At 75.7% G+C, this 17,349-nt stretch carries 6 protein-coding genes; 2 read left to right on the top strand and 4 right to left on the bottom strand.

Going from position 1 to position 17,349, the window contains the following annotated elements; all coding sequences use genetic code 11:
- Nucleotide 1: 1 nt before the first annotated feature.
- From AB0P03_RS30255 to AB0P03_RS30240, 4 genes are all read right to left on the bottom strand, one after another.
- Nucleotides 2–901 (bottom strand): phytanoyl-CoA dioxygenase family protein, encoded by a 900-nt coding sequence (locus AB0P03_RS30255; RefSeq protein ID WP_363619761.1) that lies wholly within the window; start codon nucleotides 899–901, stop codon nucleotides 2–4.
- Nucleotides 902–1,037: 136 nt separating this feature from the next.
- Nucleotides 1,038–5,600, bottom strand: a complete 4,563-nt coding sequence (locus AB0P03_RS30250; protein WP_363631846.1) for an amino acid adenylation domain-containing protein — start codon at nucleotides 5,598–5,600, stop codon at nucleotides 1,038–1,040.
- Nucleotides 5,597–8,575 carry a beta-ketoacyl synthase N-terminal-like domain-containing protein gene (locus AB0P03_RS30245; protein WP_363631844.1) on the bottom strand — a complete coding sequence of 993 codons (2,979 nt, stop codon included), beginning with the start codon at nucleotides 8,573–8,575 and terminating at the stop codon, nucleotides 5,597–5,599. The genes AB0P03_RS30250 and AB0P03_RS30245 overlap by 4 nt, the downstream gene beginning before the upstream one ends.
- A complete protein-coding gene (locus AB0P03_RS30240) occupies nucleotides 8,572–15,054 on the bottom strand; it encodes an amino acid adenylation domain-containing protein (RefSeq protein WP_363631842.1) in 6,483 nt (2,160 codons plus the stop codon). Before AB0P03_RS30240 ends, AB0P03_RS30245 begins: the two co-directional genes overlap by 4 nt.
- 829 nt (nucleotides 15,055–15,883) lie before the next feature.
- On the opposite strand from AB0P03_RS30240, the gene AB0P03_RS30235 reads away from it, so the two are divergent.
- Nucleotides 15,884–16,702 (top strand): LLM class flavin-dependent oxidoreductase, encoded by an 819-nt coding sequence (locus AB0P03_RS30235; protein ID WP_363631840.1) that lies wholly within the window; start codon nucleotides 15,884–15,886, stop codon nucleotides 16,700–16,702.
- A 122-nt stretch (nucleotides 16,703–16,824) separates the two neighbouring features.
- The gene (locus AB0P03_RS30230) at nucleotides 16,825–17,250 is read left to right on the top strand and encodes a VOC family protein (RefSeq protein WP_363586189.1); all 426 of its coding nucleotides are present in this window, start codon (nucleotides 16,825–16,827) and stop codon (nucleotides 17,248–17,250) included.
- Nucleotides 17,251–17,349: the final 99 nt, after the last annotated feature.

Genomic DNA, 17,349 nt, shown 5'->3' with positions numbered 1-17,349 from the left:
GCTAGCCCCGCCCCTCGGCGGACTTCTCCGCGTCTTCCGCGAGCGTGATGATCTGCTGGGAGTGGTCGTTCATCGTCCAGCCCTCGGCGGTGCGCACCGAGGTGCGCTGCTGCTCCGTGTAGCCCCTGCCCCGGTCGTGGAAGTGCCAGGCGAACGGCGGGCGGAGCAGCCGGCGTTCGACCGGGGTCCACTCCTCGCCCGGGAGGTCCTCGGGCACGGGCGCGGGAGCGGTGTGCTGCACCATGCCCGCGGTGTAGCGGCAGAAGACGACCCGGCGTTCGAAGTCGGCGGCCCAGGGCCAGCTGCCGTGGGTGGCGGTGTCCGCGAAGAGGACCACCGAGCCGGCCCTGACCGGGACGCGGGAGACCCAGTCGCCGACCTTCTGCCAGGTCTGGAAGTCCTCCGGGATCTCGAAGGCCGACTTGTGGCTGCCGGGGACCACCGCGAAGCCGCCCTGGTCGGCGAGGGCGTCGGTGAGGCAGAACGCGACGATCAGGTGTCCGCCGTAGATCCGGCCGTCGCGGACCTGGTAGGTCAGCGGGGGGTACTCCCACGGGGTGTTCCCGTTGTGCAGGATCAGCGCTCCGGCGCCCTTGCGGGCGTAGAGCACCTGCCCCTCGTCGTAGCGCAGGTCGGGGCCGAGCACCTCCTCCAGGTGCGGCAGCACCTTCTCGTGGCTGATCAGGTCGCGCACCGGGCGCGGGGTGGTGTGGAGGGGGCCGGCGTTGGCGATGAACGGGTTGTACCGCTTGAGCAGCGGGTAGTCGAGCTTGTTCTCGCCGTCCCACAGGCCGTGGCCGTCGAGGGCGGCGTTGACGGAGGCGAGTTCCTGCGCGGAGAGGATGTCCTCCAGGACCAGGTAGCCGCGCAGGTCGAACAGGTACTTCTGCTCTTCGTCCATGACTTTTCCCCTTGTGTCGGATGCGTCGGATATGTCGGAGAGCGGGCGGTTGGGACGCGGGCGCGACGGGCGCACCGCGCGGGGGGTACGGCCGGGGCGGGTAGGGCTGGGGCGGGTGCGGCTGGGGGGCCGGGCCTCAGCCCTGGTCGGGTTCGAGCTCCGCCAGGGCCCGGGCGAGGTGCTCGCGCAGCTCGGCCTGCGGGAAGAGGCCGACGGCTCCGGTCAGGAGCACCGAACACCCTCCCGAGCGGGCCGGTTGCACGTGGAGGACGAGGTCGAGGTCCGCCCAGTGCTCGGGCACGGTGTCGTGGGGCGGGTCGTCCGGCACCACGGCCGGGTTCTCCTCCTGCCCGTGGACGACCAGCCCGGCCGCGCAGACCGGCGGCCGGAGCGCGGGGTCGACCGGATCGGCGAGCTCGGCGATGTGCAGCAGCGGCAGGTCGGCGTGGTCCAGGGCCGACAGCAGCGCCCGGTGGGCGTGGCCGGCCCCGGTGGCGCCGAGCACCACCGGCAGCAGGTCGACGGCGCGGCCGACGAGCGTTTCCTCGGTGGCCGCCGAGCGGTGGGAGACCGGCATGCCGATCACCGTGGACGTGCCGCCCGACATCCGGGAGACGATCCGGCCGAGCAGGTCGAGGAAGGCGGCCGTGGTGGTCGTGCCCGCCGTCCGGCCCGCCCGCTGGAGGCGCGCGTACGCGTCGGCGGGGAGGACCTTCCGCACCCCGTGGTTGCGGAAGGTCCTCGGGCCGGTGCGGCGCTCGGCGAACGGGTCCGGGGGGACCGGGCCCAGGCTGGTGCGCCAGTACTGTTCCAGTTCGGCGCGCCGGGCCGTGCGGCGGGAGGCCCTGGCGCGGGCGTAGTCGCTGTAGCGCGGGGCCGGCCGGGGCAGGTCGCGTCCGGCGAGCAGGTTGAGGAGCTCGTCGGCGAGGATGCCCACGGAGGCGCCGTCGCCCCGGTGGCGGGCCAGCCTCAGCAGCAGGTGCCGGACGGTGCCGTCCTCTCCGGTCAGCAGGACGACCTCCAGCCCCGGTGATCCTGCGGGCAGTGGCCGCTCGATCAGTGCGGTGTCCCAGTGGACCTGGGCGGGCTGGTCCGGCAGTGGGGCCACGGGGCAGGGCTGCCACGCGTCGTGCTGTCCCGATCCGGCGGCCCCCGGTGTCGCCTCCGTCGTCCCGGGCACGGCCTGCGGGGCCGCCGGCCGCAGGGCCTCGTGCCGGGCGACCAGTGCGCGGACCGCCCGCTCCACGTCCCGCGGATCCACGGGGGCGTCGAGCCCGAGCAGCAGCGGAATCGGGGGAGCGGGGTGTCCGAGGGCCCGCTCCTGCTGGGCCACCAGGAGCTGTTCGGGTGTCTGGGAAGCGCCGGCTCCGGCGTCGGCGGGAGGCGGCGGTGCTGCTGCTGCGAGCAACGTCCTGACCTCGGTGGCGAGTTCGGCGGCCAGCGGATGCGTCAGGACGGTGCGCACGGGGACCTCCGCCCCGAGGCGGCGGCTCAGCGCGGAGGCGATCCGGGCCGCCCCCAGCGACGCCCCGCCGAGGTCGTAGAGATGGTCGTCCAGGGTGGCCGACGGCCGGTCGAGCGCCGCCGCGAACGCCTCCACCACGGCGGCGGCCACCCGGTCGTGGGCGGCGGCGGGGCCCGCCGCCGTGCGCGCGGAGCGCACCATCGCCAGCAGCGCGCGGCGGTCCGCCTTGCCATTGGCGGTCACCGGCAGCCGAGGGAGCACCCGGATCTCGCCGGGCACCATGTACGGCGGGAGGGTACGGGCCAGATGGGCGCGCACCGCCGCCGGGTCCGGGGCGGGCTCGCCGGTGACGAAGCCCACCAGGCGGCTGACGCGTTCCCCGACGACGACGGTGGCCGCCTCCCGCACCCCCGGCGCGTCCACGACGTGCCGGTCGACCTCCTCCAGCTCCACCCGGTGGCCGCGCACCTTGACCTGGTTGTCGCTGCGGCCGACGAATTGCACGCTCCCGTCGGCGTTCCACCGCACCCGGTCCCCGGTGCGGTACATCCGCGAGCCCGGGGGACCGGCCGGGTCGGGCAGGAACCGGGCCGCCGTCTCGGCCGGACGGCCCCGGTAGCCGCGCGCCACCCCGGTGCCGCCGATGTACAGCTCGCCGGTGACCCCGATGGGCACCGGACGCAGCGCGCCGTCGAGGATGTGCAGGCGCACGCCGGAGATGGGGTGGCCGACGGGGGCGGTGCCGCCCTCGGCCCCCGCCGCGCACCGGTACGACGTGGCGTCGATGCAGGTCTCGGACGGCCCGTACTGGTTGCGCAGTTCACCGCGGCCGACGCGCAGGTAGCGGTCGGCCTGCGCCGAGGGCAGCGCCTCCCCGCCGCAGAAGACGACCCGGGCCGGCAGCCGGCGCAGGTCCTCGTCGTCCAGGGCCGCGAGCAGGGACGGGACGACGTCGACCACGGTCGCGGAGTGCTCCAGGGCGGCCTCCACCAGGGCGGCCGGATGCGCCCCGAGGTCGACGCCGGGGAAGACCACGCCGGCCCCGGCGACCAGCGGTCCGAAGCACTGCCACAGCGACGGGTCGAAGACCAGGGGAATGGTCTGGAGCACCCGGTCGGGGGCGGCGAGGCCGATCGCCTCGCGGCGCCAGGCGAGCTCGTTGGCCAGCGCCCCCAGCGGCACCGGGACGCACTTGGGCGTACCGGTCGTGCCGGAGGTGAACACCGCGTAGGCCAGGTCCTGCGGGCCCGTGCGGGCCACGGGCGGCACCGCCGCCCCGGTGGCCGGGAGCTCGCGCGCGCCCCCTCGGGGGAGCCGGATCGTCCGGAGCACCCTCCCCGGCGCGCCGCCGTCGGCACGGTCTTCGTCGGCGTGGTCCCCGTCGGCATCGTGCCCGGGGGCGTCGGCCGTGCGGACGAGGAAGTCCGCCCGGGCGCTGCGTAGCAGGGCGCGGCGGCGTTCCACGGGGTCGTCGGGGCGCAGCGCGATGATCCAGCCGCCGAGCCGCCAGACCGCCAGGGCCAGCGCCGGGTAGTCGGCGCCCGCCGGTACGTCCAGGGCCACCGCCGAGCCGGGGCCGACCCCGGCCAGGGCGAGGTGGGCCGCCGCGCGCTCGGTGCGCTCGTGCAGCGCCCGGTAGGTGAGGTGACCGCCGGCGGCGTCCCAGACGGCGAAGGCCTCGGGGGTGCGCCGCGCCCAGTCCGCGAAGGCGTCGTAGGGCAGGCGGGCCCCGGCCGCGGGCGGCGCCGTGGAGGCGGCCGCGATGGTCTCGCGCTCGGCCGGGTCGCGTGTGTCCAGCGCGGCCAGCGGCGCGTCGGGGGCGGCGAGCACGGAGGCGAGGCAGCGTCGGTAGGCCCGTCCGAGCCGGGCGAGGGCCGCGTCGGTGTAGTGCTGCGGGGAGCCGGTCAGCCGGACGGCGGCGGTGTCGGCGTGTTCCGTGAGCTGCACGGTCAGCGCGCCCTGGTCGCCCTGGACGCGCACCGGCAGGGGGGTGACCGTGAGGGGGCCGGCCGGGCGCGGCCGGTTGTCCTCGTGGGTCAGGACGAAGGCGGCGGCGGGTACGGGCACGGCGGTGTCGTCGGAGGTCAGGGGGAGGGTCGGGTGTCGGGAACCGGTCAGGACCTGCTCGCCGGTCCGCCGGGCCAGCGCGGCGAAGCCCAGCGCGGGGGGCAGGGACAGGGCGAGGGGCATAGCGGAGACGAAGGCGCCCACGGTGAGGTCGTAGCGCTCCGCCGCCCGGTTGGCGGTGGGAACGCTCACGGAGGCCGTCCGGGCGCCGGTGACCGCGCTCCAGGTGGCCGCGAACGCGGCGAGCCACACCGCGTGCGCCGTGCAGGCGTACCGCCGGGCGAACGCGTGGACCTGCCGGGTGAGGTCCGGGGGCAGCGCCAGCTCGGCGTGCGGCATCCGGGCGGTCTGCTGCGAGGCGGTCTGCTCCGAGGCGGTCGGGTCGACGGCGAAGGGGAGTTCGGCCCCGTCGTCGGCGCTGCCGCCGGAGCGGGCCCAGTGGGCGGCGTGGGCGGCCAGCGCGGCCCGCCCGTCCGGCGACTGCTCCCAGTGGACGTAGTCGAGGTGCTGGGCGGCCGGCGCGGGACGGGCGGAACCGGGGCCGCCCCCGGCGGCGTACGCGTCCAGCAGGTCGTCGATCAGCACCCCCAACGACCATCCGTCGCAGACGGCGTGGTGGAAGGTCAGGAGGAGGGTGTGCTGCTGCGGCCCCTGGGCCAGCAGGACGGCACGGACGTACGGGGGCCGGTCCAGGCGGAACGGGCGCGCCGCCTCGGCGTCGAGGGCCCGGTCCCGCTCCGGCGTTCCCGGGGGCACCGGCCGCACCTCCAGCGGGATGCGGGCGGGCAGGTCGAAGCGCTGCCGGGGCACCCCGTTCTCCTGGCCGAAACGGGTGCGCAGGGCCAGATGGCGCCCGGCGAGGGCGTCCAGGCACGCGCGGAGCCGGTCGATGTCGAGCGGGCCCGCGAGCTGGAGGGCCAGGGGCACGGTGTAGGCCGCCGACGCGGCGGGGGACGCCTGTTCGGCGAGCCACATCCGGTACTGGGTGACGGAGAGGGGGTGGCTGCCGGCCGCGGCCTCCGGGCGGGGCGGGAGCGCCGGTTCCGAATCCGCCGATGACGGTGCGGCAGCCGCCGGAGACGCGGCCGCGGGGCTGCGCCCCTGGAGCCGGGCGGCCAGTTCGGCGCGCTGCCCGGGGGTGAGCCGGTCGAGGGGTGAGGCGGTCATCCGAGCTCCTCCCCGGCCTCGTCGAGGATCTGCTGGGCGATCAACCGCTCCACCAGCGCGTACTGGAGCCCGATGGACCGGGCCCGCAGCAGCTCGCCGACGGGGACGTCGACGCCGAACCGGCGGCTCATCCCGCGCGCCAGCCGGGCCACGGTGAGCGAGTCACCGCCCAGCTGGAAGAAGTCGGCCGTGTCGGGCACGTCGGTCACCCCCAGCTGTTCGGCCCACAGGGCGCGGAGGATCGCGACGGGGGTGTCCGCGACGGGATCGGCCGCGTCGGTGACGGGTGGTCCGGGCGGTGGTCCTGGCGGTGCTCCGGGCGCCGGGGCGGCCGGCACCGGGTGGCGCGGGCCGTGGAACGGATAGGTCGGCAGGGGGACGGAGCGCCCCGGGGCCTGGAGCGGGGAGAGGTCCAGGGGGAGGCCGGAGCACCACAGCCGGCCGATCGCCGCCAGCACCGGGCGGGCGGTGGCAGCGGCCGGGGCGTGCGACGGCGCGGTGGGGGCCGGCGGCGAGGAGCCCAGCAGCGGGATCGCGGGCAGCCCGGCGGCTTCCGCGAAGCCGCTCAGCACCCGGCCGGGCCCGACCTCGACCGCGACGGCGTCGGGGAACTTCGCCCGGGCCGTCGCCAGCGCGTCCGCGAAGCGCACCGGCCGGCGGGCGGCCCGGGCGAAGTGGCCGGGGTCGGTGAGCGAGCCCTCGGGCAGCAACTGCCCCTCCGTGTTCTCGATCCACGCCAGGGCGGCGGGGCGCACCTCATCGGCCGCCGGTGTGCCCCGCAGCGCGTCGGCCGCCGGTTCGATCAGCGGGGAGTGGAAGGCACGGGACGACCGCAGCACCTTGGCCGCGTACCGGCCGCCGATCCGCTCCCGGAAGGCCGCCACCGCCCCGGGGGACCCGGCGAGCACGGTGCTCGTGGCGGCGTTGACCGCCGCGATGCTCAGCTCGGCGCCGGTCTCGGCCAGCAGGGCCCGGGCCTCGGCCTCGCCGCAGGCCAGCGAGACCATCGCGCCCGGGGCGCAGTCCTGCATCAGCAGGGCCCGGCGTGCCACGAGACGGGCCGCGGCGTCGAGGGCGAGCGCGCCGGCCAGGGTCGCCGCCGTGATCTCCCCCAGGCTGTGCCCGAGCAGCGCGCAGGGGACCAGGCCCAGGGCGAGCAGCGCCGTCCCGGCGGCGTACTCGACGGCGAAGAGCGCGGGCTGGGCGAGCGCCGTCCGGGCGAGGCGTTCGGCGGGGAAGGCGGCGTCGTGCAGCGCCTCGTCCACCTCGCGGGCGAGCCCGGGGGAGAAGGCGGCCAGGCAGGCGTCCAGCGCGTCGGCGAACGGGGGCAGGGCGGCGGCGAAGGGCGCCGCCATGCCGGGGAACTGCGTCCCCTGCCCCGGGAAGAGCAGCAGCGCCGGGGCGGGGTGCGCCACGGGCTCCGGTGCCGCCTCGGCCGGGGCGCGCAGCGCCGCCACGACCTCGGCCACGCTCGCGCCCACCGCCGAGGAGCGGTAGGGGAGTTCCGCCCGCCGGGTGAGGGTCCGGCCGACGTCCTCCAGCGAGGGGGCGGCTTCGGCGTCCTCCAGGTGCGCGGCGAGCCGCTCCCGCATGCGGGCGAGGGCCCGTGGGTCCTTCGCGGAGAGCACCACCAGCCGTTCCCGCCCGGACGGCGGGGCGGGCGGTGGGGCGGCCGGCTCCGGAGGCTGCTCCACCACCATGTGCACGTTGGTCCCGCCCACGCCGAACGAGCTCACCGCGGCCCGGCGCGGCTGCGGGCCCCGCCACGGCCCGGCCTCGGTGGGCAGGGACAGCGGCGAGTCCTCCCGCTCCAGCAGCGGATTGGCCCGGCTCAGCCCGGGAATCGCGGGCACGTACCCGTGCCGGACCACCAGCAGCGCCTTCACCAGCCCGGCGAGCCCGGCGGCGGCGTCGAGGTGGCCGATGGTCGCCTTGAGCGCGCCGACCGGGATGCTGCCGGGAGCGGCACCCAGTGATCGGTACACCGAGGAGGCGGCGGACCACTCGATGGGGTCGCCGACGCGGGTGCCGGTGCCGTGGCTCTCCAGGTAGCCGACGGACGCGGCGTCGACGTCGGCGGCGGCGAGCGCGGCGCGGATCGCCTGCTCCTGGCCCGCCGCCGACGGCGCGAGGAAGCCCGCCTTGGCGGTGCCGTCGTTGTTGACGGCGGAGCCCAGCAGCACTCCGTGCAGGGGGAGCGGGCCGTCCGCCACGTCCTCGTAGCGGCGCAGGACGACGCCCAGCGCCCCCGAGCCGCCGAGGGTGCCGTCCGCCGAGGCGTCGAAGGGGCGGCAGTGCCCGCTGAGCGACATCACTCCGCCGGCCATGGGCAGGTGCCCCGCCTGGGGGGCGTTGGCCGACGCGGCGAGCACCAGGGCCTGGTCGCACTCCCCGTTGTTCAGCGCCTGGACGGCCAGGTGGGCCGCGACGAGCGAGGAGGAGCAGGCCGTGAGGACGGTGAGCGCGGGCCCGGTCAGCCCCAGTTTGTAGGCGATGCGCGTCGCGAGGAAATCGCGTTCGTTGACGAGGAGCGCCTCCTCGAACTCCGGGGGCGCCAGCGAGCCGGAGGCCAGGAGCGCCCGCAGGTGGCCGCTGCCGCTGGCGGCCGCGTACACCGCCGTCCGCAGACCGTCGCCGGCCGTGACGCTGTGGCCGGCGTCCTCCAGGGCGGCCCAGGCGCACTCCAGCAGCAGGCGGTGCTGCGGGTCCGTCAGCCCGGCCTCGCGGGGGCTGACGCCGAAGAACGCGTGGTCGAAGCGGTCGGGATCGTCGAGCGACCCGTGGACGGGGACGTAGGCCGGATCGTCGGCGAGGGACGCGGGGACGCCGCGGGCCGACAGCTCCTCCCGGCTCAGGCGCCGGGTCAGCACCCGCCCGTCGCGCAGGGCCTGCCACAGCTGTGCCACATCGGCCGCGCCGGGGAAGCGCCCCGTCATGCCGGTGACGGCGATGTCGAGGGAACGGTCGCGGTTCATCGGTCGGCCTCCTGGGCACGGCGGTCGCGGAGCGTACGGGCCGCGTCGCCGCGTCGGCGACGGGACGACCCGGCTGAGGGCGGTGGTTCCGTCCCGGGGGCGGGCGGCGGGTCCGTTTTCGCGCGGGCCAGCCGGGCCGCGAGGTCGGCGACGGTGCTGTGGCGGAAGAGGTCGAGGATCGGCAGCCGGACGCCGGTGTGCCGGTGCAACGCCTCCTGGAGCGCCGGCACCAGCAGCGAATGCCCCCCGAGGTCGAAGAAGTTGACGTCGCCGGGAACCTCGACGACGCCCAGGACCTCCCGCCACGCCGCGGTGACCGCCGCGTGCCCGGGCGACACGTCCCCGGCGGGCCGGGCGAGCGCCGAGGCCCGGCGCCGGGCCGCCTCCTGCTCCAGGGCCCGCCGGTCGACCTTGCCGTTGGGGGTGAGGGGCAGCCGCTCCAGCGCGTGGACCACGGCGGGGACCATGAACTCCGGTAGGAGCTCGGCGACTTCGCGCCGGATGGCCTCCGGCCGCCCGCCGCCGGTGACGAAGCCGACGAGGCGCGCGCCGCCGTCGGCGACCACGGCCGCCTCCCGGACGCCCTCGGCGCCGCGCAGCGCCGCCTCCACCTCGGCGGGCTGCACCCGGTGGCCACGGACCTTGATCTGGTGGTCCAGCCGGCCGACGAAGGCGAGCGCCTCCGGCCCCTGCCACCGCACCCGGTCGCCCGTGCGGTACATCCGGGCCCCCGGCTCGCCGCTGAACGGGTCGGGCAGGAAGGCGCCGGCCGTCTCGGCGGGCCGGCCGACGTACCCCCGGCCCACCCCCGCGCCGCCGACGTACAGTTCGCCGTCGACCCCCGGGGGGACGGGCCGCAGGGCGTGGTCCAGGACGTAGAGGCGGTACCCCGGCACCGGGCCGCCGATGTCGACGGCCTCCGGCCCGTGGTAACGGCGGTAGCTCGCCCAGACGGTGGCCTCGGTGGGCCCGTACTCGTTGACCAGCGCCACCCCGGGCAGGACGGCGAAGTGGCGCCGCAGCAGCTCGTCCGGGAGCGGCTCCCCGGCCGTGACGACCTCGCGCAGGCTCCGCACCGCGTCGGGGCCGGCCCGGTCGGCGGCGGTGAGCAGCAGGGCGTGGAGTGAGGGCACGCACAGCAGCCGGGTGACCTGGTGCCGGGCGATCAGGGCGACCAGGGCCTCGGGGTCGCGGACCTCGTCGTCGCTCGCGACGACCAGGCGGCCACCGGCCGACAGCGTTCCCCAGATCCCGGCCGCGGCCGAGTCGAACGCCGCGGGCGAGAGCAGCAGGAAGACCGGCCGCCCCGGATAGACGGTGCGGCGGGCGGCCGTGGAGGCGGCCAGCGTGCCGTGCTCGATCACCACGCCCTTGGGCCGCCCGGTCGTCCCGGAGGTGTAGATGACGTACGCGGGGTCGTGCGGTCCGGGCGGGAGGGGGACGGCGGGCTCGGCACTCCGGTCGGCCGCCGGCCCGGCCGTCGGCGCGGCACTCCGGTCGGCCCCCGGCTCGGGCGTCGGGCGCAGGGGGACCACGGGGACCAGCGGGACCAGCGGCAGCCCGAAGGACGCCGCCCGCCCGGCCATGGCCGCGTCGGCGACGACGGCGCAGGCCCCGCAGTCGGCCAGGCACGCCGTCATGCGGGAGTCGGGGTGCCGGGGATCGAGCGGGACGTACGCGGCACCGGCGAAGTGCACACCGAGCAGCGCGGTCATCTGGCCCGCGGACCGCTCGGTCAGCACCGCCACCCGGGCGCCCCGGCCCGCGCCCCGGGCCGTCAGCCGGGCGGCGAGGTCCAGGGCGTCGGCCCGCAGCCGCCCGTACGTGAGCTGCTCGCCCCCGGCGACCACGGCGGTCCGCTCCGGTGCCTCCCGGGCGATCCGGGCGATGAGCTCGCTCACCGGGACCACCGGCGCGAACGGCTCCGGGCCCCGCCCCCACTCCAGGGGGAGGCGCCCCGGGTCCAGCGCCACGGGGAGCGCGGCCGGTGCGGAGGGCTCGGCCGCCAGCGCGAGCAGCGCCCCGCGGATCCGCTCGGCCAGCTGCCAGGCCTGGTCCGTGGTCCACCGGTCGGTGCGGTGGAGCACGTCCAGCCGGGCGCCGTCAGGGGTCTCCCGGAGCAGGATCTCGACGTCGTACTTCGCGATGGCCGCCGGGATCTCCACCGGGCGGGCGCGGACGCCGGGCGGCGCGGCCGTCGCCGTGGCCGGCTGCTCATGGTCGACCAGCACCTGGAACAGGGGGGCCTGCCCCGGACCGGCCCGCAGACCGAGCTCCCGGACGAGTTCGTCGAAGGGGTGCGCGCGGTGTGCGTGCGCCCGCAGGAGGGCCGCGTGCGCCTGGGCGACCGCCTCGCCGGCGGTGCCGCCGGGGCGGGGGCGCAGCCGTACCGGGACGGGGTTGACGAAGAGGCCGACGGCCTCGTTGAAGCCGGGCGGTCGGACGTCCATGGTGGTACCGACCAGGACGTCGCCCGCCGCGCCGTAGCGGTCGGCCGTCACCGCGAACGCCGACAGGACGAGGACGAGGGCAGTGGTGCGATGGGTACGCGCCGCCTCGGCCACGCGCTGCCACTGCGCCGCGTCCAGCGGGACGCCGACCGTCGCCGCGGTGCGCCGGTGCGGGCCCGGCCGGGGCCCGCCGAGGGCGACCGGCGAGTGGGCGGAGACGCCGGCGAGCTCCTCGGCCCAGAACCGGCGCAGCCGTTCGGCCTCGGCGGGCGACGGCCCGGGGACGGCGCCCGCCGGGGCGGGCGGGAGCGCCGGGCCGCCGGCCAGCCGGCTCAGCAGCTGCTCGGTGATCAGCTCCGTGGAGCGGCGGTCGAGCACGAGGTGGTGGCCGACGAAGACCAGCACGTGGTCCCCGGGGCCGGTCCTGAGCACCCGCAGCTCGACCAAGGGCTCCTCGAACAGGTCGAAGGGCCGGTGGGCCACGCGCCGCAGGTGCTCCGCCAGGGCGTGCCCGGGCACCTCCCGCACGCTCACGGTGAACGCCGTCAGGGGCCACTGCCCGCGCCCGGGGGCCACGTCGTCGTCGATGACCCGCAGCCGCGTCTCGGGGTGGGCGGTGAGCACGTCGTGCCAGGCCGCCTCCAGGTGCCCGGGATCCAGCGGACCGCTCAGCCGCAGCGCCCAGTACACGGTGAACTCATGGCTGTCCGGCTCCGCCCGGTGCAGCAGCCACAGCCGCCGCTGGGCGGCCGACAGGCCGGCGGGCGCAGCCGTGGACGGGCCCTCCTCGCCGCCGGCGGGCGCGGCCCGCGCGATCAGGTGCCGCAACCCTTCCGGTGTCGGGTCGCCGAAGAACGAGGCGAGGTCGACGCGCACCCCGCACTCCTGGTTGACCTCGGCGACGAGCCGGGCCGCGTCCAGTGAACTCCCGCCGCAGGAGAAGAAGTTGTCCCCGTTCGAGGCGGGCGGGCGGCCGAGCGTCAGCGTCCAGAGCCGGACGGCGGGGTCCGCGCCGCTGTCCGGCGGCTGCACGGGTGCGGGCACGGGCAGGGCACGCTCGTCGACCTTTCCGCTGAGCGTGAGCGGGAACGCGTCGACGACCTGGATGTGCGCGGGCACCGCGGCGGGCGCCAGCCGCCGGGCCGCGAGGCTGCGCAGCTCCCCCGGCACCGGAACCGGCCCGGGGCGGCGGGGGGTGACCCAGGCGAGGAGCCCCGCCGTCCCGATCGGACCCTGGCGTGCCACGTGGGCGTCCTGGACGCCCGGCGTGCCGCGCAGCACCTCCTCCACCTCGTACGGGTCGACCCGCTGGCCGCGCACCTTCAGCTGGTGGTCGGTCCGGCCGTGGTAGATCAGGTGTCCGTCGGCACCGAGGGTGACGCGGTCCCCCGTGCGGTACATCCGGGCGCCGGGTGCCGGGGCGAAGGGGTCCGGGAGGTAGCGCTCGGCCGTGAGCGCGGGGGCGTTGAGGTAGCCGCGGGTGACCAGCGGCCCAGCGAGGTACAGCTCGCCGCGGGAACCGACCGGCACGGGGCGGAGGTCGGGGCCCAGGACGTAGGCCGAGGTGCCGTCGAGGGGCCGGCCGATGCTGGGGGTCCCGTACTCGTCGAAACCGCACCACGTGGTCTGGATCGTGACCTCGGTCGGACCGTAGCCGTTGGATCCCCTGACACCCAGCTCGCGCAGCCTGCGCCAGGTCGTGGCGTCGACCGCCTCGCCCCCGAAGTCCAGCTCCAGGCCCGTGCGTTGGAACATCTCCTCCACGCCGAAGGGGCGCATGGCGGCGAACATCGACGGCGAGGTGCTGAGCAGGCGCACGTCGTTGCGCTCGACCCACTGCACCAGCGCCTGCGGATCGCGGTACGTGGCCTGGTCGGCCACCACCAGGCAGCTGCCCCGGAAGAGGTAGAGGAGCTGCTGGAAGAAGACGTCGAAGGAGACGGCGGCGGTGACGCCGACCCGGGCGGCCCCGGCTCCCGCCGGCTGCGCGTCGACGAGGACGGCGAGACCCCGGTGCTCGACCATGACGCCCTTGGGGCGGCCGGTGGTGCCCGAGGTGTGCAGGACGTACGCCAGATCGTGGGGGCGGGCGTCTTCGGCGTGCGCGTCCTCGGCGTCCGGGGCCTCGGTGTGCGCGTCCTCCGCGTCCGGGGCCCCGGCGTGCGCGTCCTCGTCGACGATCGTGAGCGAGGCGTCGAGCCGGTGGCGCGACGCGGGGTCGCACAGCACGAGACGGGTGCCGGTGTCCGCCACGACGTAGGCGAGACGGGAGTCGGGCTGGGAGGGGTCGAGGGCGACGACGTGGGCCCGCACCCGCCACGCCGCCAGCACGGAGGCGACCAGGGCGACGCCCCGCTCGCGCAGGACGCCCACCGCGGTGCCCGGGCCCGCGCCGTGGCGGCGCAGGGCGGCGGCGAGCCGGGCGACCTCGCGGTCCAGGCCGGCGAAGGTGAGGAGGTCGTCGCCGCACCGCACCGCCGGCCGCCGGGGCTGTGTGCGCACCCAGGCGTCGAACCGGTCCATGAGGGGCTGTGCGTGCGCCGACGGATCGGCCGGCGCGACGATCAGGGACGGCGTCGCCGCGCTCGTCGAGCGGGGCAGCGGTGCCCCCGGGTTGCGGGCGAGGGCGAGCAGGACCCGGCGGTAGACGGCGAGCAGTTCGGCGGCGGCCGCGTGGGTCGTGCCGCCGCGCACCCGGCGCGTCACCGTCACCGAGGCGTCGTCCGCCCGTAAGCACAGGTCGAATTCGAGGTCGAAACGAGTGAGGCCGTTCGTCCCGCCGGGGTGCCCGGCCGGGGGAGCGGCTCCGGGAGCTTCGAGGGCTTCAGGGGCTCCGGGGGTTTCAGTCGCTTCAGTCGCTCCGGGCGCCTCCGGTGCACCTGCGACGGGTGCCGCCGGCTCACGCACCGCTTCCGCCCCGGGTACGGTGCCCGCCGCCCACGCCGCTTCCATCGCACGGACGGTGAGCCCGCCGAGTGCCGGCCCCGGAAGGGGGTCCCGCAGCTGGAAACTGACGGTGAGTCCGGGCGCCGCGGCGTCGAAGAGGTCCGCGCTCTCGTGGATCGGCTCGTGCGCGTGGGACAGCGCCTCGGCGACGGTCCGCCGCACACCGTCGCAGAGCTCGGTGCCGGAGGCTCCCGAGGGCCACCGCTGGCGCAGCGGGACCATCCGCGCGAAGCAGCCGACCAGCGACACGGTGGCCGGTGTCCGGGAGGCGAACGGTGTGGCGACCATGACGTCGGGGGCGTTGCCCTGCGTGGCGAACGCCGCGTAGAGGGCGGCGAGTCCCATGAGGTACGGGGTGACGCGCAGGCGGCGGGCCGCCGCGCGCACCGCGTCGGCCTCGTCCGGGGGCAGCGGGAGCACCAGGACGTCGGCTTCGGCCGTCCGGGGGCCCGGGGTGCGCGGCAGGGCCTCCGGCCACTGGGCGTCCGCCAGTTCGAGGGGCCAGAAGCGGGAGGGCTCCGCCGGCGCGGGCGGGTCGGACACCGCGGGCGGTGCCGGTGACGGTGTGAAGGGGGGCCCGCCGCCGGTGCGCGCGTTGTACGCGGCACCGATGTCCGCCAGCACGTTCTCCAGCGACGCCCCGTCGCACGCGATGTGGTGCACCAGGAGGGAGAGCACATGGTGGTCCGGTCGGTGCCGGAACAGGTCGACGCGGACGGGGCAGTCTCGTCTCAGGTCGAACCGGTGGCGTCCGACGGGCGCCCAGGGCGTGGCGTCGACCGTCGTGGCCGTGTCCATCGCGGTCCATCGCGGCTGCGGCACGCCGGGAACCCAGGAGGGCACGCCGTCCTCGTCGACGAGCCGGCGGGCGAACACGGGGTGCCGGGCGACGGTCTCCTCGACGGCGCCCTTCAGGGCCTGCTCGTCGAGCTGCCCGCGCAGTTCCCAGACGCGGTGGATGTTGAAGGACTCCGGCTGGTCCCGACAGGTGAGCCAGATACCGAACTCCGGGGCCGAGAGCGGGAACGCGAATTCGGCATCCGGCGCCGGACCCGAATCCGAAACCAGGTCGCTCCTGTTCACTTCGGTTGCCCCTTCCGTACGTGCTGGCGGCACTCGGCCGGTGGTCCGAGCGCGGGGTGTCGAGAGGAAGAATGAAGCTGTGCGGCCATCCGGGCATGGGGCTCTGCAAACTCGAAGAGTTCGCCCGTGAGCGGGCGGATGCCGGCGACGGCGAATTGAGAGGGGAACCAGGGGCGCGTACGTGAAGGTGCGGTCGGCGCCCTCGGGGATCGGTGCCCCGGGTCGGACCTCCGGCACGCCGGGGTCCGTTCACGAAACGAGTCTGTATGTACCCTGGGAGTTTTTCAAGAACGAGCAAACGGAATGTCTCATTCTCGAAGGTGCAGGGAAGGCGACTTTCTGGACATAGGGCTATGCCCGCCTCTCCCGACACCGGATCCAGTGCTTTCGCCGACGCCCCTGCCGCCTCGGGGGCGGCGCAAGAGCGCACTTTGGGGCGAATCACACCGTTGGTTTGAGTGAAACCTGTGGACCTTGCGAAGATTGGTTAAAGGATGTTATATGGCTCGGTAAATGAGCTCCGGGCCTGGATTGGCGCACTTCTCGAAGGCTTGACCCCTGTGGTACGTTCCAGACGAAGGTGTATCTGATCTGCTTCGTCGGCTGCGCACGGTGAGCGGAGATCCCTTATTTCGACAGGGTTCGAAAGGGTTCGACAGGAGTGGAAAATCCTGTGGATCGCGGACCTGAAGTCGGTATTCATATGGCTCCCGCCAATTCATCGACCGCCCGCCTGGCAGGCGGCCGTGCCCCGCAGGCAATATCTCGACAGGGAGGTCTCATGGGTCTGCAATTCGGCTTCTGTTTCGGTACCTCGTTGCGTCATGACGTGACGCGGGACCACTTGTGGAAATTGCTCGACGCGGTGGAGCAGCACGGATTCGATTCGTTCTGGTTCTACAACAACAACGGGGACGACATGCCCCCGCCGCTTGAGCTGGCACGGGAAGTGGCCCACCGGACATCCGCCCTGGTATTCGGTCCGCACGTCCTGGTCGCCGCCGGCCTGGAACCCTCCGCCGTGGTCCGCGAACTGACCGACCTGTACCGGCGGTCCAACGGCCGGTTCGTCGCCCAGCTCGGCATCGGAGGCCCCCGCGAGGCCCTCATCCGGGACCCCGCCGAAGCGGCCGCCGCCCTGGAGGACATCCTGCGCCGCCTGCGCCGCCTCGTCGGGGAGTCCGCCGGGGAATCCAGCGGCAGCGGCCCGACCGGGGTGCCGCCCGTGTGGCTGGGCGGAGGCAGGGAGGGGACCGTACGGCGCGTCGCCGCCCTCGCGGACGGCTGGGTCCCCGCGTTCATCACCCCTGCCGAGTACCGTCGGCGCCTGAAGGTCCTCGACGAGGAGCGGCAGCACCTCGGCCGCACCGAGCACATCACCCGCGCGGTGCAGCTCGTCTACGTGCCGCCCGCCATCGACACCCCCGAACTCCGGCGCGAGCTGGACGCCGAGGTCTCGGCCCACAAGCAGGGCTGCACCAGCCGCGATGTCTATGCCGTCGGCGGCGACCGGGCGTTGCGCGAGCGCCTGGCCGAGTTCGCGGACGTCGGCGTCGAACACGTCATCCTGGTCCCCGCCCGCGCGGTCCCCGACTGGGAGGACGAGATTGCCCGGCTCCACCACACCGTCACCACGTCGTTCGGCTAGCACTCCCGCGGCTGCGTGGCTCCCGGTTCTCCTGGAGGACCCGCGCCCCTGCCGTTTCGGGAGCGCCAACGTGCGGCTCCTGGGCCGGAGATGAGCGACAGCACCCCTGTTATGGTGCGCTTATGTCATTGATCAAGAAGTTCCAAGTCACCTTCGACTGCGCGGAACCCCAGCGCGTCGCCCGCTTCTGGTGCGAGGTGCTGGGGTACGAATCGCCGCCGCCGAAGGGGTTCGCCACCTGGGACGAGTACGACCGCTCCCAGCCTGCTGAGGACCGGGGTTCGTGGTCCGCCTGCAGCGACCCCTCAGGCGAGGGCCCGCGACTGTTCTTCCAGCGCGTTCCCGAAGGCAAGGTCGTCAAGAACCGGGTGCACCTCGACGTGCGGGTCGGCACCGGGCTCGTGGGCGAAGAGCGCCTCGCCACGCTCGAAGCCGAGTGCACCCGGCTGGTCGCGCTCGGCGCGGTACGCGTGCAACTGCTCTACGACGGCCACGATTCGTGCATTGTGATGCAGGACATCGAGGGCAACGAGTTCTGCGTCGACTGAGCCTCCCCCGAGCCGGCGAGGCGGGGAGCTCGTCGGGCCGAGCGCGACACCGACCTCGCCGGCCTCGACCCGGCGGGCCGGGCCGATGGGCGGCGGCGG

Source organism: Kitasatospora sp. NPDC088779, assembly GCF_040685395.1.
Lineage (GTDB): Bacteria > Actinomycetota > Actinomycetes > Streptomycetales > Streptomycetaceae > Kitasatospora.
The sequence above is the reverse complement of the archived record's forward strand: the minus strand, read 5'-3'. Positions and strand labels throughout refer to the sequence as shown.